Below are 22,009 nucleotides of genomic sequence, written 5' to 3' on the forward strand. Positions count from 1 at the left end.
TATCAAAAATACAATATAAGTGTTTATAATTTTAACTCAAAAGTTAAACATTTTTAAAAGATAGGATTTAAAAAGAAAGGGAGAGTCCAATTTGATTGATTCCGGCAGAAAAGTGTATTTGTGTCGTAGGGTTCCTGTCTTTTCTCTTTCTGTCGCCATATCGTTTTTCACCGTAGCCATTTCTGGTGTCCAGGTATCGGTCAACACCCTCCACTGTGGCGACTACAATAGCTAGACTTAGCACTACATCGGTTAAAAAGTGCGCTCCCGACCAGAGTCTGGATACTGGTGAGATCAATCCAACCGCGTAAATACCACCTTTTACCCAAGGGTTATCAAAATGCTTGGCCAATGCGTAGGCGGTGGTAAATGAGAGAATGGTATGTCCAGAAGGAAACGACCTATAACCTGATTCTCCAGAAAATGGTCGAAACACATCTTTTCCTACCCCTGTTTGCGGTCTGGCTCTACCAGTGATGGCTTTCAGGAGCTGTTGTAGAACACCGCCAGCAGTAGCGCTGGAGATCATCAATACGCCAGTACGTCTCCATTCTGGATCTTTGGCGATCAAGCCATAGGCATAAATTCCGGTAGTCACACCATAATTGTTCTGCGGGCTACCAAAGTACCACCCAAAATCCCGGATTAACTCTGGAACATTGTCTTCTTGTCTTCCAAAGTAGTCTGCCGTCTCATCATCCACTATATAGAGTCCGCCAACCAATGCTGCTGTTGCCCCGGCTCTAAAAAAATCTCTTTTTTTCCAGTGAAAGGGGCGGGAGTAAGCATAGGCCACTCCATTGAAAGTATTTAAACCATCGTATTTCAATAATTGCCAGGTGTTCATTTCGGATACTTGCTGGCTAGAAAACGAGTCGGCTTTGAAGTTTTGGGCAGAGGCTAGAAAAAAAGTAGGTAAGAAAAGGAGTAAAAACAGGTAACGCATAAATCTAATTCTAACGGCAAAATTAATCAATTCAGCCAGTTGTGAGTTGGGGTTTAAGATTAACTTGACTTAATTTATTTTTAATCGTTGACTTTCCAAAATAGTATTATATTTGCAACCGCTTAGAAATAGGCACTCATAGGTCGCGTAGCTCAGCTGGATAGAGCATCTGCCTTCTAAGCAGACGGTCACAGGTTCGAATCCTGTCGCGATCACAACATTTTAAGATACTGAAAACCACACTTTTAAAAGTGTGGTTTTTTGTTTTGGTTCATGTTTGTGGGATAGATCAGCTGGGTCGTAATTCCGCCCATAGACGTTAAGCTTACTAGGTATGCATCACAACATGCTTCAATCGCCTGCTAAGATCAAAAGCTACATCACCACGCATTTAAGAAATGACTGGACTTCAGAAAAGTTGAGTTCGAACTAGGTGGATCTAGTTTACCGGATTTTGTTGCTTCGTAAAATGTTCAATCCATTACTAAGAAATCTATTTCCAGTAGAATACAACCTATACTACATGCAGATTGTGCATTAAGACTGCAACATAAATGCGGTCAGAGATTGAACGGTCAAAACATCACCACTTTGCGGTACCGGTAATGCCAGTCCGAAAGCAGAGAAATCCTCCAGCTCATAATCCAATTGGTTGTCTGATTTGATTAAACCTGTGTCTCTGGCCCAGTAATTATCAATGGTGATAATATCTTGCGGATTTAATAAGTTAACATTTGTAGTAAACCCGCCGACGCTCACTTCAGTTGATATACTAGCATTGATGATCACCTGACTGTGAATCACATCGGTATAGGAAACGCCGTTCACTGTCATCATGGAAACATCTGCTTGTTGAACACTACGTACGGTATAATTGATATCCAGGTCGTAGCCTTGAACGGTCTGAGTGGTCATTTCAGCTATAGAAAAAAGTTCTATTCCAGCTCGAGCGTTTTGGTCAAATAGCACACCATTATCAATGGTAAATGATAGACCTTCAAATCCCTCTATTGAGAAATCCACACTCCCAGACCCTATTAATTTACCTTCAGTCTCACGCAGACTTCCACTGGTCAGGATGGTACTCATTAGCGTATTGGCAGGATCAGGTGTAGAGCTCAGCTCATAGGATTGACCAGTTTGGGCAGTTACCTCCAAATCATCATTTTCTGTATTGCTACCTGTAGTTACATCATACCTCCAATTATTTTGAAGCTGCAAAGGCATATAACTAAAATCGGTTGTTGGCGCATTTCCATCGTCGCTCTCGCATCCAATCGAAAGGCTAAGAATTAAAACAAATGGAATTAGATTTTTGAGTTTCATTTCTAACAATTTTAAACAAATATAGACAAGTCGAATCTACTTTGGTTGAAGGGCGGTTCTATTTTGCTTTTAGGTAGCCTGTTGAGTCAAGGTTTGTCAAGTATACATTGACTGAACTAACTGATCCATTTACACTTGTGATTAACATTAGCCATATCAATTCCCATGACTTATATTTGCTCGTATGGCAGGAAATACCTTTGGAAAACAATTTACCTTAACGACTTATGGAGAGTCGCATGGTGCAGCACTTGGGGGCGTGATTGACGGATGTCCTGCAGGAATCGAGATTGATTTGGATTTCGTTCAACGAGAACTAGATCGACGCAAGCCTGGGCAAAGCAAAATCGTTACCCAACGCAAGGAAAGTGATACGGTAAAGTTTTACTCTGGAATCTTTGAAGGTGTGACCACTGGAATGCCCATTGGATTCCAAATCATCAATGAAAACCAAAAGTCTAGGGATTACTCCCATATCAAAGACAGCTTCAGGCCCAGTCATGCCGATAAGGTTTACCAAGAAAAATATGGTATTAGAGATTACAGGGGTGGAGGCCGGAGCAGCGCCAGAGAGACCGTCTGCAGAGTGGTGGCAGGTTCTATCGCCAAGCAGTTGCTTCAGCAAGTGAGCATCACCGCTTTTACTAGTAGTGTAGGAGAGGTATTGATGGAAAAACCTTATCATGAAGTCGATTTTAGTTATATCGAACAGAATCCGGTGCGTTGCCCTGATCCCGCTTTCGCGAAAGCGATGGAACAGAAAATTCTCGACATTAGAAAACAAGGAGATACTATTGGAGGAACTGTGACCTGTGTGATCCAGGGTGTTCCTTCAGGGTGGGGCGAACCAGTATTTGACAAATTACACGCCGATCTGGCCAAGGCTATGTTATCCATCAATGCAGTCAAAGGATTTGAATATGGCAGCGGATTTAGTGGTTCCAAAATGAAAGGTAGCGATCATAATGATTTGTATAATGATGACGGTTCTACCCAGACCAATTTAAGTGGTGGTATTCAGGGGGGGATTTCAAACGGAGAAGACATCTATTTTCAAGTGGCTTTTAAGCCTGTAGCGACCATTATGCAATCCCAACCCACCATCAACAAAAAAGGAGAAGCCGTAGAAATGAAAGGCAAAGGTAGACATGACCCTTGTGTGGTACCCAGGGCGGTTCCTATCGTAGAGGCGATGGCTGCTTTGGTTTTGGCTGATCATTTTTTAAGATCCAGGACCTCCAGGATTGATGTATAGATCATGCCTATCAAAGAAAAAGAAGGAATACACATAATAGCATATAGTTTTTAATTATGAAGAAATTAGCATTGCACTGGCAGATATTGATTGGTATGGTAGGAGGAATAGTCTTTGGCTTTATTCTGATACAAACCGCTTGGGGAAGTGAAGAGGTGCTGGTCAAAACTATCAAGGAGTCAACACGCATCGTACATGAAAATGTAGACGGCCAATTAGTTGCTGTAGAACAAGTTCAGCCGGAACAGGAGGTTTATATGACCAAAGCCAGACACTTTGTGAGTCGTTGGATTGAGCCGTTCGGTAAAATATTTGTCAATTTGTTGAAACTTATTGCGGTACCTTTAATTCTGGCTTCACTGATCAAAGGAATATCCGATCTAAAGGATATCGCCAAATTCCGTAATATGGGTTTGCGTACCATCGTCATTTATATTGCTACCACTATAATTGCCATCACTATAGGTTTATTGATGGTAAATGCTTTTGAACCTGGTTCTGGTATCTCTCAGGAAACCATCGATAACTTAAGTGCTACTTATAGTGGGAATGAAAATATACAAGGCAAGCTCAATACCGCAGCACAACAGAAAGATGCCGGTCCTTTGCAAGCTTTGGTAGACATGGTTCCAAGCAATGCTGTAGAAGCCATGTCGGATAACAGCCTGATGTTACAGGTCATATTTTTTGCCATCTTTCTGGGCATTTCTATGTTGTTGATTGGGGAAAAGGCAGCTAAACCGCTGAAAAAGTTTTTTGATAGCCTGAACGATGTAGTTTTAAAGATGGTCGACCTGATCATGCTGACTGCTCCATATGCTGTATTTGCGTTGTTGGCCACCGTGGTAGTAACTTCTGATGATCCGGAGGTATTACTGGCTTTATTGTATTATGCGCTAACAGTAGTGGGCGGACTCATATTGATGATCGTTGTGTACTGCCTCATCTTTTCACTCTACGTGAAAAAATCTCCGTTCTGGTTCTTATCACAAATCGCCCCAGCCCAATTGTTAGCTTTCTCCACCAGTTCAAGTGCTGCAACCTTGCCAGTAACTATGGAAAGGGTAGAGGAACATATGGGTGTGGAAAAGGACGTGGCCAGCTTTGTTCTTCCTGTAGGAGCGACCATCAATATGGATGGAACCAGCCTGTACCAAGCTGTAGCCGCTGTATTTGTTTGCCAGGCTTTGGGAATTGATGTTTCTCTGAGCGCTCAATTGACCATCGTACTTACTGCTTTATTGGCCTCTATAGGTTCAGCTGCGGTTCCTGGAGCGGGAATGGTGATGCTGGTTATTGTGTTGGAATCAATAGATTTCCCCAGTGATCTGTTGCCAGTTGCGCTTGCTTTGATATTTGCAGTAGATCGTCCTTTGGATATGTTGCGTACAACAGTTAATGTCACTGGAGATGCTACCGTAGCTTCTGTAGTAGCCAAGTCATTAGGCAAGTTTGGGAATCCCGACGTGCAGGATTGGGATGATCATCTCGACGAAGTGACTTCATAAATTACTGTGTTTAAGTTTTGTGCATATTTATGCTCATTTCTCTTCCTTTATTTTAAGAAATATTTAAGGATTTCAAGTATTTTGCGCGCCTCTAATCATTATTAGATGTATCGCCTATTATGCTTGTTGGTCTGCTTAGTCACCTGTCAGCTATCGGCCCAAATTGGCATTGGAACTACCAACCCTGATCCAGCAGCTGTACTGGATATTCATGCAGAAATTTCCCCTGGACATTTTGGAGGTCTCAAATTACCTACCGTTAATTCGGCCCAAAGGGACCTTATTGCAACTCCGATCCCTGACGGAATGATGATTTACTACCGCGAGGCAGGTAACAGATGTGTTCAACTTTATGATGCGCAAGCTGCCAACTGGGTGAATTTTTATTGTATGAATGCTGCCCCGGTAGCCAGTGGAACATCAATCTCCTATACAGATGCCTTTGTAGGTGAAATGATGAGTTTTGATGCCGGTAGTTTTACACAAACTGATGCCGAGGCCGACCCGCCAGGCGCACGTTTATACCAATGGTTCCGAGCAGATGATACGAACGGCCTCAATGAAGTTCCCATTAGCGGAGCTACCGCTGCAGATTATACTTTGACTACAGCTGACGATCAGAAGTTTATACGTTTGGCAGTCACGCCTACAGCCACAACTGGTGCTAGCCCGGGAGTGGCGGATTATTCTTCTTACAGCCATCAAGTAACTTTTGCTCCCACCAAAATATCAATGGTACCACAAAGTCAAACGGTATCCGAGGCACAATCTCCCAACGCTATTGAACTTGAATTTTCTTTCCCTTATGTGAGTTCGACGCCAGTTCAGATCGAGCTTGTGGCATCAGATTACACCAGGTTGGCCGAATCTGGAACCGTAACTGTTACCATACCAGCCCAGCAGACATCGCCGTTCAGAACTAGCGTTTTTCATACCGCAGACAATGCTTTGACGGATGGGAATCTGGATATCATATTTAGCATTGACGCTGTGTATGGAGGTTTAGGAGCCAATTCCATAGGCGCCGTATTTCAAGATACCTGGACCATTCTGGACGACGAGACGATTCCCAGCTACTACATCAATGAGGATTTTGAAACAGATGGAAATGGTATACGTTACACCACGAGTACCGCAGAATCCATCAGTGGGACAGATTATTTTTCACGTACAAATGACAGCGGAGTGTCTGGAACTTATAATCACGCAACTGGTTACTTCTTTGCTGCTCAGGATATCGACGCAGTAGCTAGTTCGCCTACCCAATCCATCATTTTTAACCCGATATCGATTGCTGGAACCAACACCTTTAATTATTCGATTGATTTGGCCGAGGATGACGACGGGACCAATCAGGACTGGGATGCTGCAGATTATTTTATCATTCAATATAGTTTGGATGGGAGTGGTACCTGGATTGATCTTTTTGAAGTTGCAGGTGCCGGAACGAATGCAGAACCTAGTGTTGTCCTCAACACAGGAGGAACACAAACAGGAGATGTTTTGACCGATAATTTTACAACTTTCACAGGAAGTTTTAGCGCTGCCGGTACCACTAGTATCCAATTTAGACTAAAGATGAGCCTGGACGCTGGTGACGAGGACATTGCTATTGATAATTTTATGGTGAATTGATATGCGTGAATTGATTCTGTTATTGTTTTTAGGATACATAGCAAGCGGACAAGTAGGTCTAAATACATTATCTCCAGATCCTGCCACCGTTTTAGATATCAATGCCCAGACCAATTCAGGCACTTATGGCGGAATGACCATACCGACACTTACGGAAAGTGATAAAAATCACCTCGCTGTTTCTCCCGCTTCAGAAGGAGTATTACTCTGGGTTCAGTATCCTGATCAACGCTGTCTAGAAATTTATGACGGACAACAATCTCTTTGGCAAAAGATCAATTGCCTTCAAATACCCACTAAATTACTGATATCAGAATATGTTGAGGCTGATCAGAGCAATAAGTTTATCGAACTGTACAACCCAACCTCGAATCCAATTGATTTATCGAGTTACAAAATTTTAATATTTAGAAATGGCGGTGATTTTCCGATTGGTGGTACTGATCGAGAAATTTTCCTTTCAGGCACGGTAGCTCCTATGTCTACATTTGTTTTAGCTAATTCTTTGCAAACCCTTCTAGTAGGACCTCTGGACTTGGTTCTGAATGGACTTAACTTTGATTTCGGTGGTGATGATCCAGTTCTCTTGGTGGATTTGTCAAACAATATCATTGATGTCATCGGTATCCCAGGCATAGATCCTGGAAACGGCTATGCCGTAGATGGTGTAATTACAGAAAACGCGACCATCCGTCGAAATGCATCGATTCAAACGCCTAATCCTGCTTGGAATCCGCTGGAATGGACTGCTTTTCCCAATAATGATGTCAGCGGTCTGGGATCGAGATAGTCAATTCTATGGCATCAACTTCCTCATTTTCTTGAGAAATAAGTGAGCATATTACTATTTGATTGATTTTCTTACAAAACCTTAACGTGAGGGCATGAAAAAACTTCTTAGTTTGCGATACCAATCAAAAAATCTGATTTATGAATGTTTGCTTTATCATGTATCCCTGGGAGGAGATCAATACTGAAAATGATTCCACCCTCGCCATTATTCATGAGTGTGTAAAAAGAGGACATCGTGTGGCCATTGCTACTCCAGCCAACCTCACGATTAGAAATAGTATTGCCTATGCTTTTTCCAAAATCATCGGAAAAATGGATAAGGTACCAGCCCAACTGAAATCCTTCCACAAAAAAGCAGTACTGAAGGAAAAAATGCTGCCATTGGCTGGGTTTGATGTAATCATGATGAGAGCTAATCCGCCATTGGATCCCATTGCCCTCAACTTTTTGGATTCGGTGAAAGACGATGTATTTATTGTAAACGATATTGAAGGTTTGAGAGAGGCCAATAACAAATTGTACACGGCATGTTTTGACGATCCAGATAACGAGATTATTCCTGTAACCCACGTTTCTAAAAACAAAAAATATTTAAAAAGCGTCATCAAAGAAAACCCGCGTGATCGCATGATCATGAAGCCGTTAAATGGATACGGTGGGAGCGGTGTGATCATGATTGAGAAAACGGCGATGGGTAATGTGAATTCGCTATTAGATTTCTATATCGATAACAAAGATGGAACGACCAATTATGTAATTCTTCAGGATTATATAGAAGGCGCAGAAAAAGGAGATGCCAGAATTTTGTTATTGAATGGTAAACCTATAGGCGCGGTAAGAAGAGTACCTGGAGGTGACGACCACCGTTCCAACATCAGCGCTGGTGGTAGTTTTGAAAAGCATGTGCTTTCACCAGCTGAGAAAAAGTTGTGTAAGAAAATCGGTCCAAAATTGGTCAAGGACGGGCTCTATTTTGTGGGTATAGACGTGATTAATGGTATGCTCGTTGAAGTCAATGTGATGTCACCAGGCGGTATCACTTACATCAACAAGGTTTCCAAAACCAAAATACAAGAAAAGATCATCGACTTCTTTGAAGAAGTAGTAGAAGAGCGAGTCAAAGCACTGGATCGTAAAACCAAACTTAAAAACACCATCATTGATGCTTAAACTTTCCATACGGGAAATTATTGAACGCATTGAAAGAGAAGAACACTTTCATGCCGTTGTAGAAGATTATTCCTTTTCCATCAAGGTTGAGGATTATGTACCTTATGTGTGTGCAGCGGTGCATGACGGGCACCATTTTCCCAAGGATTTGTGGGATAACTGTACACATTCTGAATATGAGCGTTGGTACGAGGAGGATCCGCAAACCGGAAATATGATCTCGGGACTTCCTATTACATTAATTGCTCATGACAGCAGATTTGAATACGACTTAAATCGCCATCCTGATACCGCGGTGTACGAAGAAGCCTGGGGCAAAGAATTATGGAAAAAACCGCTGCCTGAACTCTTGAAAAATAGAGCACTTAAAAAACACGACAATTTCTATAAGGTGGTGCTTACCCTTATCGTAAAATTAGAGGAGATCTTTGGTAGTACCGTTTTTTACGATATGCATTCCTATAACTATAAACGATGGGATAGGGAAGTACCTGTATTTAATATTGGTACTGCCAATGTAGATGCTCAAAAATATCGAACCGCTATTGAACAGTGGCAGGAGATTCTGCACAATGTGGAATTACCTATACGTCAGAAAGTGACTTGCGAAGTAAATGATGTATTTGAAGGGAATGGTTACTTTTTAAAATATGTAACGGCTAATTCTTTAAATACCTTGGTGCTAGCTACCGAAATTTCTAAAGTTTATTGCAATGAGCACACGGGTCAGATATATCCAGAAGTGGTACATACCGCCAAGGATCTTTTAACCTATTACATCAAAGCACACGCCCATAGATTCTACGATAGACACAGCAATGCCACAATTTAATATCCAGCAAGAATACAAGTCACTCTTTGAAATTGATGCCAATATTCATCGATTTGTGCGGAATCTTGAACTTCTGGCGTTTATCAATCCTCTAAATATTGCTCAAGAAAGGAAACAATTCTTTCGTGAGAAATTTAACTATGAGCCACAATTTAAATATCGAAAGGTAAAATTCAATCCCTATAAGTTACACCGTCTATTTTACAGTCAGCGCCTAGAACGTATAGAGGATGAAACCATCAAAAGCCTTTACAAAGACATTATTTATACCTACAGTGGTCTGGTGCAATGCATCGAGACGATTGCAGAACCCAATAGTAAATTTTATTTCAATAGTTTAAGGTTTTTCGGCACCCCTACAGAGAAAATGGTAGAGAACGCCAGATTCATCCTTCATTTTGATGAAGATGACTTGGACAATGAGAAGTTTGAACCGCGACTTACTACTGCTGAGGCTGAGGCATTTTTTAAGAATTATCGGCGTCAATATAATTTTGATTTCGCTATCAAAACCAGCAGTGCGATGAGTGCCTCAGCTATGGTGTCCAATAATGACCGTAGCTTGATCCTCAAAAAAAATCACAAATTTTCTCAACATGATTTGAATGTTCTCGCTCATCATGAGATAGGTGTTCACCTGGTGACTACCTTTAATGCGGTTGAACAGCCCTTACACATTTTTTCCAATGGTTTCCCCAATAATGTGGAAACACAAGAAGGTCTGGCTGTGATGTCTGAATACATGAGTGGTAGCCTGACCATGACCAGATTAAAAGAATTAGCTTACAGAGTTATAGCTACCGATTCTTTGATTAAAGGTTATTCTTTTGCTGATACCTTTGATCTTATCCATAACCAGTACAAGATGGATCAGAATCGGGCCTTCAATATCACCTTGCGCATTCATCGCGGAGGCGGTTTTACAAAAGATGCTTTATACCTCTCAGGACTCAAAAAAGTCTATGATAATTATCAGAATAACCAATCACTTGACGAAATATTTTTAGGCAAATGCTCTTTGGAATATAGGGAGGTAGTAAGTCACATGAAAAAACTTGGTATTGCTCAACCAGCAAAACACCGGTCATTGTCATTTGATCACTGCCTCAATAAAGACTCCAGGGTTGAGTTTGTACTGAATCACCTAAAATAAATTTTCATACGTGATGTGGATAGGTTTTTGATGTGATTGTAACCTGGTAATTTTTGCGATTGCAAAATTAAAAACTATATATCATGCCCAACTATATACTAAGTATACTGTGCCTCATTCTAGGATCAAACAGCCTGCTTTCGCAAAATTTGATCCCCACTGATATTATTGTGGAGTTCCCAACGGATGTCGAAGCTGTCAAAGGCATTGAAATTGGTGGGCTTTACGACAAGGATCGACATACTTACAACCTTTACAATGCCCCGTACTATACTTCTTCAGGGTATCAATATATTTTTTATAACAATCAAGAGATACCTATTTATCTGGAGTCTCAAGATAACTTTGTTATTTTCTTGGATAAAGATCTTAAATATTTACATTACGGTGAAGGCAAAGGGGCCGTAAGAAATAATTATATCCTTGATCGCCACCGCGAAATTCAGGCTATTTTAAATGACTCCTCAGTAGTCCAACAAGAGAAAACGGAATATTTGGATCTGATCCAGTCAAAAAAAGACAGTTTAGTAAAAGTCGGCGAACAATTGTTGCTTTCTGAAAAATTCTTAGCAGATGAGAAGCAATTTTGGAATTACTTCCTCTACTTGCAGGAAATAGCTTTTGATGATTTGCGCTCCAACCAGCAAACTTTATACCTAGATATGCCTTCTGAACCGGCATTTGATTACAACGACCCTACAAAAGCCCGTCAATTTATCGATTACAGGCGGTTGGCTTACAGTCATTACTTTAAACTATTGGAATCGTCGCGATCCATTGACAGCGCCAAGTCGCTGTACAATTCAATTCAATCAGATGAAGTCAGGGATTTGCTTGATCAATTATTGCTCTGGCAGGTGGGAGCAGATCACCCCAAGACCAACTGGTGGCTGGAAATCCTGGATGACGAATCAGATCAAAACTTTAATAGCGAATTGCGCATATTGAATGAAAATCGCGAAAGAAAAATAGGTATAGAATTTCCAGTACCTAAGGTTTGGGATCATTTCGGTAAACGTGTCAGATTGGACAAAGCCCCAAAACAAACCTCTTATGTTTTGATCTACGATGGAAAAAAAAACCTGTCATCAAATATGTTTGTAGCATGGAATCGATTCTACGTTAATCATCGCGAGAATGCAAAGTTTTATTCCATTGGAATTGGAACTGATGATTATAAAAGTTTTTATAAGGACTTTTTCCTCAACAATAGCATTGCAGGTTTTCATTTGACCACCACCCAAAATAGAGGGAAACGATTGTTAAAAAAGTTAGGTCAAATTCAATTACCTACGATCATTAAATTAGACGATGAGTGGAATATTGCCGAGTTTGACCTGAACTTTGAAGCGACCCAAGAGAATAGGCTATTGGATGTAAAATTGAAGAACTTGATGCGGATTGAACCGGGAATGATCCATTGATCAAATATTACGTAATCAGGTTTTTGACGACAAGGGTAGGTATAAGAACTTCCCAGTTGTGTTGGGGTGTAATGGGTTCGCTTTCGCGAAAGCGCAGTCAACACAATTCTTGTTAAATTGAAAAAGATTCGGACAATCCACCATGGAATGAAGCGGGTTGAATGCAATGTAGTTTGGGAAAGCCGGAAGAAACTTTAGGAATCTGAGTAATCAACGACCAAAATAGGTGATTTGTCTTGTCTGTATCTGCTGTATGACAGGCTCACCTTTTCTATTTTTCCGATAGCTGGATTTCTTTATCCAATTCCCCTGTGGGTCCAATTCGTAGGTAAAAGTATAAGAATCCACAGTGGTACGCGGATAGGCACCTTTTGTTGTGTAAGTGCTTTGGGATGATATAATTCTGCCTTCAGCATTATATACATTATCGTAGGTTATGGTACTTGCATTGGTATCTTCAGTGATAGTGACATGTAATTGATTATTAATTGTTTTGTAATTGTATTCATTCATCTGATATCCTCCAGCTGATCCATCCTTACGTTTAAATGAAGTGTTTTTTTTAATCAATCTACCTTGTTTGTCATAGAGAAATGAAGTGACTTGGTTTAAGATATAGCCCTGTTTATTTTTTGAGCCTTGAGCGCTGTTACGGTATCTTTTTTCTTTAAATAGTTGGCCGCTTTCTCGATGATACAGTCTTTGAATCTTTAATTTATCGTCTACCTGAACAGTCAGTTCCAGTATATTACCAGAAGACCAAGCCGTTTCTCCTCTGTCATTGATGACGTTATAATTATATTGTATGGTTTCAGACGATTTTTTAAGCGCTCCAGTGGTACTGTTTTTACGCGTGGAGGTGGTGTAGATTTTATCCAGGTCACCAACAATTGATCCAGTGTCCGGATACTGATATTCTGTAATGCGTTCAATTAATCCAGAGGGGTTTTTGCTCTGGTTGTAGAAATTTCTGTTGAGTATCCAGCCTTCTTGGTTGAATAATAAGACGTTACCCACTCCCGTCTCTATTTTTTTTACCCGTCCTTTCAACTGTAAGTCAGATGCCCATCGAGGAAGTATCTCGGTTAAATCATTTTTATTTTCATGGGCAATGAAAAATGGGGAATAGTCGTGAAAGGTTTTCCAATCTATTTCCTGGGCAGGCAATAGCTGTGACATGACAACCACGCTAAATACCAAAAAGTTCATTTTCATTTTTACAAACATATATTGGTGGTTAAGTGCTTAAACATAAACAATTTTGACTGCGATGCCAAACGTCTGGTTTTCAAGGGCTGCTAACAACAAATGATCAGATGGATAACTCATCATCAAAATAGATGGTTGCAAACACTAGGCTTTTAATTCACCTAATTCTCTTAATTCATTCTCTAAGTTTTCTCTCGCTTTCTCTTCATATTCATTTCTAAAAAACTCAGTCTTAAAAATACTGTCAAGAGAGAGAAAGTGTTGCAATACCTTTTTCCTTCCTTTCCGATACATCCAACCTGGGTATATAGCATATTCCTTTCTAATCTTTTTTGCGTAGCCCTGATAACGATCAGGTTCACTACCCAAAATAGACAGATCCATATCCAATAACAAATTAGTATCACTGTCATCCGATAGCTTATGTTCTTTCGTGGCAACAATTTGCTCCACGCAGTAATCGATAGGGGTAAAGGAGGTATTGGATAGTCTCTTTTTGAAAACCAAAGCGCTCTGGTATTCACTATCGCTTTTACGTGGATTGTATATCAGGTCATGATAGAAAATCGAAAACTCAATCGCGTCCAGCCTGTTGATCTCTGATTTTACTTTTTCTAATTCTGAAAACATATGGTCTAAATGATCCAGGTTATGATAGTGTCGCGATTTGGAAGAATATTTTTTATTCAACTCATTCCAGCATTCGACTTTATAATCTTTATCACTTGAATATCTTTCAATTAGACTTAAGAATTTTTCTTTCATGCACTTAATTATGGTAATGCTTTCGACAGTTTGTATAAGGCTTATAGCGGTTATGGGGCTATTTTCTGTTCCCTCAAACCAATTCATGGATTATTTCGGTAGGTGTTTCAACAATCAACTGGCCAGATCTGTCCCAAATAGGGAATTTGCTTAGCATTTTGAGGAATTTCAATGCTGGTTCAATGGAGTTAGATAGCTACATAAAGAACAACGTTCGAGTGCTTATGTTGAAGTGCGATCTACTTTTTTATTGTTCAAGTTTCCCTATGTTATCAACTTGAAAAAATTTGAAACTTTTTTCATCCCATTGCGCCATAACTACGACACTGGATGATTCAATATATAAGCCATAACAAGAGTCAGGGTCTAAATTCTGGGCCTCAATTTTTGTTTGTCCGCTGTCACCGTATAAGTCTACCACCTTTCCAAAAGTGCCCATGGTATCCAAAATGTGAATTCCTTCCAGGGAAATTTCTTTCCTTTCAATCAATTTTGACATCGCTGGAATTAGTACTTCGTCAGGTACATTCTCAGGAAATAGTAAGTATTCTTTCGCGGAAGCATAATCTTCCTTTTCTAAGGCCGTGAATAAATCTGTCAAGGTCGATATCATCAACTCCTTTGTTGGTTGATTCTTTTTCAACTCATCATTTGATGTAGCATGATCATCTCCTGAGTGAATGGAATTGAAACCAAAAGAAGGGATTAGAAGTAAAAACAAAAATATTATGCTTATTCTTTTCATATGGCTTAGTCTATTAAAATAAAGTATTTGATGATCGTTAGTTGCTTTGGCAATTACTAATGTAGTAAAAGAAAAATAACCATAGGAACATTTTCTGGATATTCACAGAATGAGCAATGAGTTATAGACAGCTTCAGTTGGCTTTTCTATTGATTTGCTGATCAATCAGAAAGAACAATATAAAAGGGATCAAATGTACAGCTAGATGTGTATTTAGATGATAATCATATAGGATATAAAAAGCGCAACCTATTTTACTAAATGTAAAGTTTGTTTGTCAAATAGATTTATTTGTTTTACATTTGGTCAGATTTAAATTCGACTATTATGAGAACAAACTATTTATTTCCCAATCAGTTCAAGAGAATAGGTTGGCTGATTTTAATTCCATCAGCAATTTTCGGTTTGGTAACCATTATGTATGAGTATGAACCAAGCTTTTTAGATTTCAAGGTTCCTGCTATTATAATTGATGAACCCTTTTTTACAACGGACGAAAACAATATACTCAATGAAATTTTCGGAGTTTTAATTATTATCAGTTCCTTGATTGTCGCCTTTTCTAAAGAAAAAACAGAAGATGAGTATATCTCTAAAATAAGATTAGAGTCCTTGGTTTGGGCAGTTTACTGTAACTACGGAATTCTTTTATTTTCGTTTCTATTTATTTTTAATTTCTCCTTTCTGTGGGTTATGATATTCAATATGTTCACACTTTTATTGTTTTTTATCATCAGATTTAACTGGCAACTTTCCAAGTTTAAAAAATCAGCTAATTATGAAGAATAGTATTAAAGTTGAAAGAGCAAAAAAGAATATTACTCAAGCTGAATTAGCAAAATTGGCAAAAGTTAGTAGACAAACAATTAATGCCATGGAACTAGGGAAATATGTTCCGTCGACAGTTTTAGCTTTAAGATTAGCTCAAATTTTCGAAGTTGAAATGAGCGAAATATTTACTTTGGAAGATTCAGATTGGGATTAGAACACATTTGCAGCCACCGCAGGACTCCGTAATTATGTTAATAACGCTGACTCATTCACCCAAACTAGTCTGATGATTATGCGTTTTTAAGGTCTTTTGAGCGCTTGTCATGGAATATGGTGCCCAGAGTAGCCTGCTAGTTCAATTAATGGCTTATGAACAACAGCTTTTGATAATGACTTCACTAAGAATGTTTTTGACTTTAACATCAAATCCAGGTGTCACGATCATCATTCCAATATTTCCAACGTAATTATATCGTTCTCAACCTGTCTTCACTAGGAGGCGTTTTGCGTCATGGAAGCTACCAGCTGTTACCATCACTTCCTGACGCGGATATCAATTTTTAACAAGTGGATTAGACAGGCATGCGCCACAGCCTAACCAACTATTTGCTAAGACCTGCATGATGCAACGAAATACATCTAGAAAGGCTTAGTTTTTACCACAGTTCTTTGTGGTGTGCAGTTGTTTATTTTTCTTTGACTTTGCATGTTTTGATTCCGAACGGTGCATAAAGTGGACAAAAGCTAATGAAACTAGTGATAACGAAAACTCCTGCAAGCACCATTAAAATGATACCTAGTGTACCTGATATCGTTCCAGTGAAATAAAGAAAAGCAATTATAGCAGCGATTATAATTCTAATAATTTTGTCTGCTGAACCCATATTTGTTGTCATAATTGGATATTTGAAATTATTGAAAGATTACCTGTCAAAGGTAAATAGTTGTTCATAGCTATGCAGTGACTGTAGTCACCACTCGTCAATAATTCTTATTTCACCTGATACTTGTTCAACTTTCCCATACGTTTCAAGCTTTTTTAAAACTCTGGTAACGACTTCACGAGCAGTTCCTAATTCATTCGCTAGTTGTGAATGACTCATATGAACAGCTTTGTTATGATTCAATTCAGTTTTCTTTTTCAAATGGTCGTATAGTCTTTTGTCCATTCTATCTAATAACAAGCTACTGATGGTATCTAACAGCTCCGAATATCTCAAATTGAACTGATTATAAAAAAGTTCATTGAAGTCTGGGTATTCTTTCAACCAATTAGGTATCAAATGAACGGGTAACAACAGTACAGTTGAATCCTGTTCTGTTTTAGCAAATACTTTACTCGGTGTATTTTTTAAGGCCGCATAAAAAGACATTACGCAACTTTGTGCTGATTCGATATAGTAGAGTAGCAGTTCTTTTTCATCAAATCTTGAATATACTTTTATAAGGCCGCTAACAACAATCGGTAAAACTTTGACATACTGTTGCTCCCTTAAAATTTCAGTTCCTTTTGGGATTTCCTTGATGCTCGATTCTGAGCGTATTTTTTCGACCAAACCAGGTTGAAGAAAAGATAGTATTTTTTTGTCCAGTTCCATTCTTGAATGATCTTATTGTTTACATACGACGGTTCGTGCAGCAAGAGTAGCTTTCCCGCATGAAGGGTCATATAATAAATTCTAACGGTCTCGCGTATGATATGTTGCGATTTAGTTTGCTCTAAGTTAGCAAGAAAGAGGATCCCGATTGAAGTTGTCCGATGATTTTGTCGAGGGAAAAATTAGTCAGCAATGAATTATATAGGTTGTAGTAAAATGTTTTTCATTCCGAAGTCCATTTCCAATTGTCTAATATTAGAGTTATAATCACATCATTCCACATCTCAAAATTAGTTAGTTTTGGTCTAATCGGGATGATACTTGTTTTTAATAATTCGTCACGTCCTACGATGAACATTCGTGCATCATAAGTCATAATTTTGTTAAAAGGATTTTTTACGGTCAGCATCATCATCTCGCTTTTTCCATCTTTAACTTCTTGTTTAAAATCAATAGTTATTGTCTTTTCAGGAAATTCTAATTTTTCAACCGTTTTCATAGAAACGATACTGTCATTGTCAATTTCTACTTCAATATTTATTTTCTCGGAAGGAAATATTTGAAGGATGTAATCTTTAACAAAATAGGGCGAATTTGGAATTTCTTGTTGATAGTAATTCTCACTATCTACGGCCAATCTTAAAACAAAAGGTTCTCTATTCGGTTTTTCGTTTTGCGCAAATGTTATTCCGATAGATATCAGAAATATTAAAATGGTTATTTTATTTTTCACAATGTTAGTCTGATGGTTTAGAATTGTCTAATGTATGATTTTCTTGCGTGTTTGATCACTAAAGTTATCAAACAAAGCACAGATAGAAAGTCCGCATCCCAATAGCTATAAGGATTTGTAAGTAAGCTAGAACTAGCAATTAATTTCTATAGTATAGGGCATAGTTTTTTATTCGTAGTAGAATTTAAATTTCTCAAAAGTTTCTTGCCCTGGAATATTAACTGTCATTAGATAATATCCATCTTCTTTTGATAAAATTTGATAAATAAATTTATCTCCTTTTACACTAAAATTTGACCTTGTTTCATTGTCGCTTTCCACAAAGACTAACTCAAATTCTGTTTCGTTAATCCATTTATATGTCAGATTTGAAGATGTTTTATTAGGAAATGAGTCCGTCCATTTTCCGTTTTCCATTTTTACTCTTGTTGTTTCGCCAGTAACTTCATAATAATAAAATTCTTTCTGATTTTTAAATTCCTTAATATGCTTTTTCGAAATTTCAGGTTTTGGCTTTTTCGTTAATCTCGTTACCGCTTCTTTTGGCTGCTCTAATCTGTCTAATAAATTTCGAAATTCTACACAATTCCTTTGAAGTCTATAATAAACTTTTTGTCCAATTTTTTCGGTTTGTGATGGCTTAATCTTTCCTAAATATGGATAAAGTTGATTTTTGTATAATGCATTTATTTTCAGTGTATCATTTTTAATTTCCAAATTTTTCAGGTAATCACACATGACATAAGAAACAGAATCAATTTCTGTTATTGTTTGTGAAAATGTAATATGGGAAAGTCCCATTAATAATAAGATCAATATTTTTCTCATTTCGTTTATATTATGCTCAAGGCCTAGGTTATGGTTTAACTGCATGGAAAATACACCCAAAATTTTGAAGCTACAACTGCAGCCAGTGCCTTACCCTGGTTTTCTAAATTACTGTTGTTACCATCTAGGGAATCGCATCCTTTTGGCAACAGCCAACTCATGCAGCGCATCCTAGCCCTTGTTATCAGCTGTTAGGTCCACAACGATATTCATTACCTCCTTTCGAATGCTGATACATCTACGAAGGAGTATAGGATGCTGCAGCTGTTTAAAAACTAGAGCTTTATTCGCTGCAAAGGTGGATTTGGTTGAATCGGCTTGTTTTATTCGCCTCGAGGTTCAACAATAACGCTGCTCAAATAAAACCAAAACCTGATACAAGAAAAACGTGGGTAACTCAACTTAGAATTAGATGACATCTTATAGCAAGTGGGCAGGTTTTCAACTCATAATCATACAGATGCTGGTGAACCTTTACTGAGGTGTTTCGCGAATAGTATGCTGAGCGAATTGTAAAACATTGAAACACTAAAAATAAAACCTTTTGAGATCATTAAAATATAACCAGTAAATTTTTGAGCTCTAAAAGGGCTATTCATAGGGGACGTTATTGTCGCCAGTTCTTTATTCAAATGGGTCGCTCCATTTTTCCTCAGAACTTAAGCTCATATCTGTCAGCGTTTTTAGAAAGGCTACTAACGCTGCTTTTTCGGCAGCTGAGAAATTCAGTTGTACAGGATTTCCATTGTCATCTGTTAACGCTGGTGATAGAGTAGGGTGAGCTTGAATTCCACTATTGTAATGCTCCACGACTTCATCTAAAGTTGCAAATCTGCCATCGTGCATATAAGGTGCTGTGAGTTCAATGTTTCGCAAGGTTGTGGTTTTGAAGCGACTTTCAAAGATTGGGTTATTGAAAACTGCTCCTGCACCTTCGTCTGTTGTTGCTAGATCAAGGCCATTGTTTTGTGGGCCCGGATTTGCACTCACAAAAGCTTCTGTCGTATGGCATCCAAAACACGCTCCACCACCATTTGGGATGGTTTGAAAAAATAAATTTTTTCCTAAATTTTCTTCATTCGTGAAGTTTGGGAAATTAGCTCCAGGTGAAGCAGATAAAGCTCTTCCTTCATCGTATCTACTCGAATAACTGACAATACTCCTTACGAATTGGGATAAAGCTCTTGAGATTCTATCACTGTTAATATCTTGTGACCCAAATGCGTTTTCAAATAATGCGGGATAAAAATCCTTCTCTTGTACTGCACTTACTACTTGTTCTAAAGTCATTCCCATTTCTACCGGGTCTTGAAAAGGTTGTAGAACTTGTTCTTCTAAAGTACTTGCTCTTTCGTCCCAAAAAAAACGACCTCGTTGATAAAACCTCGAATTTATCAAAGTCATTGAATGGCGTCCTGTAAGCCCACCATCAAAGCCAACACTCAAGATAGCTTCATCTGAAAAACCTTTGTCCTGTTTATGGCAGGAAGCACAAGCTATAGTACCGTTGGCACTTAAACCTTTATCATAAAACAGTACTCGACCTAAAGTTGCACCTTCATTGGTGATAGGATTGTCGCTTGGCGAATTGTCTAATCCATTAATAGATGTTGGTAAAGGTTGTCCAGGCACATCAGTAGTAAAATGACTTGGTAAGTTTAAATTAATGTAATCGAACGGCTCTTCTGTAAGATTAATAACATTATTTTCAATCGGACCATAGCTTTCATCATCGCTACAAGCAACTAATCCATAAAATAGAATAAAAGAAATAATGATAAAGGTTGGTTTAATCATAATTAATTAGGTTGAATTTCAATTTTAGACTTAGCGTATTGTTATAGGTTTAATTTGGGATGAATTATCTACAATCGTTTAGTTTAAAATGCGTTTTAATTTTTTTTACCTACTGTTATTCAGATTTTTTTATCGTTTCAATTTTCTTCTTTACCCTTGACAACCATTTTGCTCTAACTGGATTACTAATAAGTTGCGCCTCAACATAGGCTTGTGCATTATCAAGCTCAATTAACGGAAATACTTCTTCTTCCGAATCAATTAAAAGGGGTAACAATTCTATCCATATATCTGTTCTATTCACCTCATGACCGACCTCTTTAATTTTCATTAGTTCACTTGATGTTAACCTTACTTCTGGATTTGCATCAACACACCAGTCGCTTATAAACTCTAGGGCTAAACTATATTCTCCCACCTGAACATATTGCATTGAATCTTCTATCAATGGCAGTTTAGGTTTCAATACTTGACAAAGATTTTGAAACAGTAATTCCATTTTTCGATGTTCATTCAATATCATTGCTCATTAATTTTGTCCAATCGTTCAGCTAAAAAGCGTTGGCGTCCCCAAGGGCAGCTATGATTTTTTGGCTCTTGTAGTGCTTTCTTCTTCTTTTGTTTTGTAATCCTCTGGATTGACTTCTATCTTTTCAAATTCTCCAGAGTCGATTAATATTTGATCTATTTTTTTAATGTCAGTCTGATTTTGTTTTCCAAGAATGAAAATCATATCCCAAATGTCTTTGGTAATTGTCGTTTTACCATTTGAAGACTTCAGATGAAGCCAAACCTCTTCATTCATCCAAACATCAGGTAGACCATTATATGAAAATCCGTTCCTAGATAACAAGTCAAGTAATTTTTCAATGAATCTGTCCGCATCTCCGATTTTGACAAATTCAATGAGTTGTTCACTTGAGTTATAAGCAGGTCTTAATTTGTAGCTATAATTCAGCCTTTTTCGATTACCCTTCTTGTCAAGAAGCTCAAGTTTAAAATCGTTTGCTAAACATTCAAAAGTTTCATCTTTGAAGAAGAAGATATAGTGTCTTTTTCCTTCTAGTTCTTTGTTTACTATTGTTACTGGTTCTGGGAAATTTCTGTTCAGTCCACTTTTAATTTCGTAGAATTCTCCCCAAGGCAATTCTTTTGGATTTGTCCGATATTGGCCGGTATAGTATCCTTCATCATTGCAATGATTGAGTGAATACATTGAACAGTTTTGAAATGTAATCTTGGCTTTATCTCCTTCTTCAAAATGATCAAATAGTAAGTGATTGACAAATATTTCAATGGTCAGGTTATCTTCATCAATTTCTAACTGAACGTCTGGTGATACAGGGTCAGCATTCCAATCACTTGTAATTTTAAAATAGTCCATCCTCCTTTTAGATTACTTTTTGATTTTAAATATGTCAGATAACCATTTCAATTTCGAGATTCTTTTAGTGAAGCACAAGGTCTCCGGCTATGAGTAGTTACGTGGTTTGGCACTTATCCACCTCCGCCGCGGAACACA

22 protein-coding genes and 1 tRNA gene are annotated in these 22,009 nt (G+C 38.3%); 11 read left to right on the top strand and 12 right to left on the bottom strand.

Annotation, left to right across the window (positions count from 1 at the left end; translation table 11 throughout):
- Window positions 1–67 precede the first annotated feature (67 nt).
- Window positions 68–946 carry a phosphatase PAP2 family protein gene (locus EGM47_RS14055; protein WP_240642487.1) on the bottom strand — a complete coding sequence of 293 codons (879 nt, stop codon included), beginning with the start codon at window positions 944–946 and terminating at the stop codon, window positions 68–70.
- A 141-nt stretch (window positions 947–1,087) separates the two neighbouring features.
- Between EGM47_RS14055 and EGM47_RS14060 the strand changes: the two genes are divergently transcribed.
- Window positions 1,088–1,161: transfer RNA gene (locus EGM47_RS14060), tRNA-Arg, on the top strand.
- A gap of 322 nt (window positions 1,162–1,483) precedes the next feature.
- Here the strand turns inward: EGM47_RS14060 and EGM47_RS14065 are convergent.
- Complete coding sequence (locus EGM47_RS14065; protein WP_124981462.1) at window positions 1,484–2,272, bottom strand: chorismate synthase; 789 nt, start codon at window positions 2,270–2,272, stop codon at window positions 1,484–1,486.
- A gap of 184 nt (window positions 2,273–2,456) precedes the next feature.
- Here EGM47_RS14065 and aroC point away from each other — a divergent pair, with 184 nt between their 5' ends.
- The 8 genes from aroC to EGM47_RS14105 all read left to right on the top strand — a co-directional run bounded on the left by aroC (window position 2,457) and on the right by EGM47_RS14105 (window position 12,041).
- Window positions 2,457–3,527 (top strand): chorismate synthase, encoded by a 1,071-nt coding sequence (aroC, locus tag EGM47_RS14070; RefSeq protein ID WP_124981463.1) that lies wholly within the window; start codon window positions 2,457–2,459, stop codon window positions 3,525–3,527.
- Between the two features lie 56 nt (window positions 3,528–3,583).
- A complete protein-coding gene (locus EGM47_RS14075) occupies window positions 3,584–5,035 on the top strand; it encodes a dicarboxylate/amino acid:cation symporter (protein ID WP_124981464.1) in 1,452 nt (483 codons plus the stop codon).
- Window positions 5,036–5,140: 105 nt separating this feature from the next.
- Entirely contained in the window at window positions 5,141–6,670 is a 1,530-nt protein-coding gene (locus EGM47_RS14080) for a hypothetical protein (RefSeq protein WP_124981465.1), read from the top strand.
- 1 nt (window position 6,671) lies between these two features.
- Complete coding sequence (locus EGM47_RS14085) at window positions 6,672–7,460, top strand: lamin tail domain-containing protein (protein ID WP_124981466.1); 789 nt, start codon at window positions 6,672–6,674, stop codon at window positions 7,458–7,460.
- A gap of 140 nt (window positions 7,461–7,600) precedes the next feature.
- Window positions 7,601–8,632, top strand: a complete 1,032-nt coding sequence (gene gshB / locus EGM47_RS14090) for a glutathione synthase (RefSeq protein ID WP_124981467.1) — start codon at window positions 7,601–7,603, stop codon at window positions 8,630–8,632.
- Window positions 8,625–9,464 (top strand): N-formylglutamate amidohydrolase, encoded by an 840-nt coding sequence (locus EGM47_RS14095; RefSeq protein ID WP_124981468.1) that lies wholly within the window; start codon window positions 8,625–8,627, stop codon window positions 9,462–9,464. The genes gshB and EGM47_RS14095 overlap by 8 nt, the downstream gene beginning before the upstream one ends.
- Window positions 9,451–10,617, top strand: a complete 1,167-nt coding sequence (locus tag EGM47_RS14100; RefSeq protein WP_124981469.1) for a flavohemoglobin expression-modulating QEGLA motif protein — start codon at window positions 9,451–9,453, stop codon at window positions 10,615–10,617. Before EGM47_RS14095 ends, EGM47_RS14100 begins: the two co-directional genes overlap by 14 nt.
- 83 nt (window positions 10,618–10,700) lie before the next feature.
- On the top strand, window positions 10,701–12,041 hold the full coding sequence (locus tag EGM47_RS14105) for a hypothetical protein (protein WP_124981470.1): 1,341 nt from the start codon (window positions 10,701–10,703) through the stop codon (window positions 12,039–12,041).
- Between the two features lie 210 nt (window positions 12,042–12,251).
- Here the strand turns inward: EGM47_RS14105 and EGM47_RS14110 are convergent, their stop codons facing one another.
- From EGM47_RS14110 to EGM47_RS14120, 3 genes are all read right to left on the bottom strand, one after another.
- Window positions 12,252–13,268 (bottom strand): hypothetical protein, encoded by a 1,017-nt coding sequence (locus tag EGM47_RS14110; protein WP_124981471.1) that lies wholly within the window; start codon window positions 13,266–13,268, stop codon window positions 12,252–12,254.
- 126 nt (window positions 13,269–13,394) lie between these two features.
- A complete protein-coding gene (locus EGM47_RS14115) occupies window positions 13,395–14,015 on the bottom strand; it encodes an HD domain-containing protein (RefSeq protein ID WP_124981472.1) in 621 nt (206 codons plus the stop codon).
- 247 nt (window positions 14,016–14,262) lie between these two features.
- The gene (locus tag EGM47_RS14120; RefSeq protein ID WP_124981473.1) at window positions 14,263–14,760 is read right to left on the bottom strand and encodes a hypothetical protein; all 498 of its coding nucleotides are present in this window, start codon (window positions 14,758–14,760) and stop codon (window positions 14,263–14,265) included.
- A 327-nt stretch (window positions 14,761–15,087) separates the two neighbouring features.
- Here EGM47_RS14120 and EGM47_RS14125 point away from each other — a divergent pair, with 327 nt between their 5' ends.
- Entirely contained in the window at window positions 15,088–15,549 is a 462-nt protein-coding gene (locus tag EGM47_RS14125; RefSeq protein ID WP_124981474.1) for a hypothetical protein, read from the top strand.
- Entirely contained in the window at window positions 15,539–15,745 is a 207-nt protein-coding gene (locus EGM47_RS14130; RefSeq protein ID WP_124981475.1) for a helix-turn-helix transcriptional regulator, read from the top strand. The genes EGM47_RS14125 and EGM47_RS14130 overlap by 11 nt, the downstream gene beginning before the upstream one ends.
- Before the next feature lie 472 nt (window positions 15,746–16,217).
- Here EGM47_RS14130 and EGM47_RS14135 read toward each other — a convergent pair whose 3' ends face one another.
- The 7 genes from EGM47_RS14135 to EGM47_RS14165 form a co-directional block, all read right to left on the bottom strand.
- Complete coding sequence (locus tag EGM47_RS14135; protein WP_124981476.1) at window positions 16,218–16,427, bottom strand: YgaP family membrane protein; 210 nt, start codon at window positions 16,425–16,427, stop codon at window positions 16,218–16,220.
- Window positions 16,428–16,502: 75 nt separating this feature from the next.
- Window positions 16,503–17,129 carry a Crp/Fnr family transcriptional regulator gene (locus EGM47_RS14140; RefSeq protein ID WP_124981477.1) on the bottom strand — a complete coding sequence of 209 codons (627 nt, stop codon included), beginning with the start codon at window positions 17,127–17,129 and terminating at the stop codon, window positions 16,503–16,505.
- 223 nt (window positions 17,130–17,352) lie between these two features.
- A complete protein-coding gene (locus EGM47_RS14145) occupies window positions 17,353–17,862 on the bottom strand; it encodes a hypothetical protein (RefSeq protein WP_124981478.1) in 510 nt (169 codons plus the stop codon).
- Between the two features lie 168 nt (window positions 17,863–18,030).
- Window positions 18,031–18,690: a hypothetical protein gene (locus EGM47_RS14150; protein ID WP_124981479.1), complete on the bottom strand. Its 660-nt coding sequence runs from the start codon at window positions 18,688–18,690 to the stop codon at window positions 18,031–18,033.
- 624 nt (window positions 18,691–19,314) lie between these two features.
- Window positions 19,315–20,487, bottom strand: a complete 1,173-nt coding sequence (locus EGM47_RS14155) for a cytochrome-c peroxidase (protein WP_124981480.1) — start codon at window positions 20,485–20,487, stop codon at window positions 19,315–19,317.
- A gap of 115 nt (window positions 20,488–20,602) precedes the next feature.
- Window positions 20,603–20,986 (bottom strand): hypothetical protein, encoded by a 384-nt coding sequence (locus tag EGM47_RS14160; RefSeq protein ID WP_124981481.1) that lies wholly within the window; start codon window positions 20,984–20,986, stop codon window positions 20,603–20,605.
- Between the two features lie 81 nt (window positions 20,987–21,067).
- Entirely contained in the window at window positions 21,068–21,871 is an 804-nt protein-coding gene (locus EGM47_RS14165; protein WP_124981482.1) for a hypothetical protein, read from the bottom strand.
- Window positions 21,872–22,009: the final 138 nt, after the last annotated feature.

The organism is Nonlabens xiamenensis (genome assembly GCF_003865345.1).
Lineage (GTDB): Bacteria > Bacteroidota > Bacteroidia > Flavobacteriales > Flavobacteriaceae > Nonlabens > Nonlabens xiamenensis.

Excerpts from the sequence above, each read along its gene's own strand:
- EGM47_RS14055 (WP_240642487.1), bottom strand. The coding sequence starts at position 946 with ATGCGTTACCTGTTTTTACTCCTTTTCTTACCTACTTTTTTTCTAGCC.
- EGM47_RS14065 (WP_124981462.1), bottom strand. The coding sequence starts at position 2,272 with ATGAAACTCAAAAATCTAATTCCATTTGTTTTAATTCTTAGCCTTTCG.
- aroC (WP_124981463.1), top strand. The coding sequence starts at position 2,457 with ATGGCAGGAAATACCTTTGGAAAACAATTTACCTTAACGACTTATGGA.
- EGM47_RS14075 (WP_124981464.1), top strand. The coding sequence starts at position 3,584 with ATGAAGAAATTAGCATTGCACTGGCAGATATTGATTGGTATGGTAGGA.
- EGM47_RS14080 (WP_124981465.1), top strand. The coding sequence starts at position 5,141 with ATGTATCGCCTATTATGCTTGTTGGTCTGCTTAGTCACCTGTCAGCTA.
- EGM47_RS14085 (WP_124981466.1), top strand. The coding sequence starts at position 6,672 with ATGCGTGAATTGATTCTGTTATTGTTTTTAGGATACATAGCAAGCGGA.
- gshB (WP_124981467.1), top strand. The coding sequence starts at position 7,601 with ATGAATGTTTGCTTTATCATGTATCCCTGGGAGGAGATCAATACTGAA.
- EGM47_RS14095 (WP_124981468.1), top strand. The coding sequence starts at position 8,625 with ATGCTTAAACTTTCCATACGGGAAATTATTGAACGCATTGAAAGAGAA.
- EGM47_RS14100 (WP_124981469.1), top strand. The coding sequence starts at position 9,451 with ATGCCACAATTTAATATCCAGCAAGAATACAAGTCACTCTTTGAAATT.
- EGM47_RS14105 (WP_124981470.1), top strand. The coding sequence starts at position 10,701 with ATGCCCAACTATATACTAAGTATACTGTGCCTCATTCTAGGATCAAAC.
- EGM47_RS14110 (WP_124981471.1), bottom strand. The coding sequence starts at position 13,268 with ATGTTTGTAAAAATGAAAATGAACTTTTTGGTATTTAGCGTGGTTGTC.
- EGM47_RS14115 (WP_124981472.1), bottom strand. The coding sequence starts at position 14,015 with ATGAAAGAAAAATTCTTAAGTCTAATTGAAAGATATTCAAGTGATAAA.
- EGM47_RS14120 (WP_124981473.1), bottom strand. The coding sequence starts at position 14,760 with ATGAAAAGAATAAGCATAATATTTTTGTTTTTACTTCTAATCCCTTCT.
- EGM47_RS14125 (WP_124981474.1), top strand. The coding sequence starts at position 15,088 with ATGAGAACAAACTATTTATTTCCCAATCAGTTCAAGAGAATAGGTTGG.
- EGM47_RS14130 (WP_124981475.1), top strand. The coding sequence starts at position 15,539 with ATGAAGAATAGTATTAAAGTTGAAAGAGCAAAAAAGAATATTACTCAA.
- EGM47_RS14135 (WP_124981476.1), bottom strand. The coding sequence starts at position 16,427 with ATGACAACAAATATGGGTTCAGCAGACAAAATTATTAGAATTATAATC.
- EGM47_RS14140 (WP_124981477.1), bottom strand. The coding sequence starts at position 17,129 with ATGGAACTGGACAAAAAAATACTATCTTTTCTTCAACCTGGTTTGGTC.
- EGM47_RS14150 (WP_124981479.1), bottom strand. The coding sequence starts at position 18,690 with ATGAGAAAAATATTGATCTTATTATTAATGGGACTTTCCCATATTACA.
- EGM47_RS14155 (WP_124981480.1), bottom strand. The coding sequence starts at position 20,487 with ATGATTAAACCAACCTTTATCATTATTTCTTTTATTCTATTTTATGGA.
- EGM47_RS14160 (WP_124981481.1), bottom strand. The coding sequence starts at position 20,986 with ATGGAATTACTGTTTCAAAATCTTTGTCAAGTATTGAAACCTAAACTG.
- EGM47_RS14165 (WP_124981482.1), bottom strand. The coding sequence starts at position 21,871 with ATGGACTATTTTAAAATTACAAGTGATTGGAATGCTGACCCTGTATCA.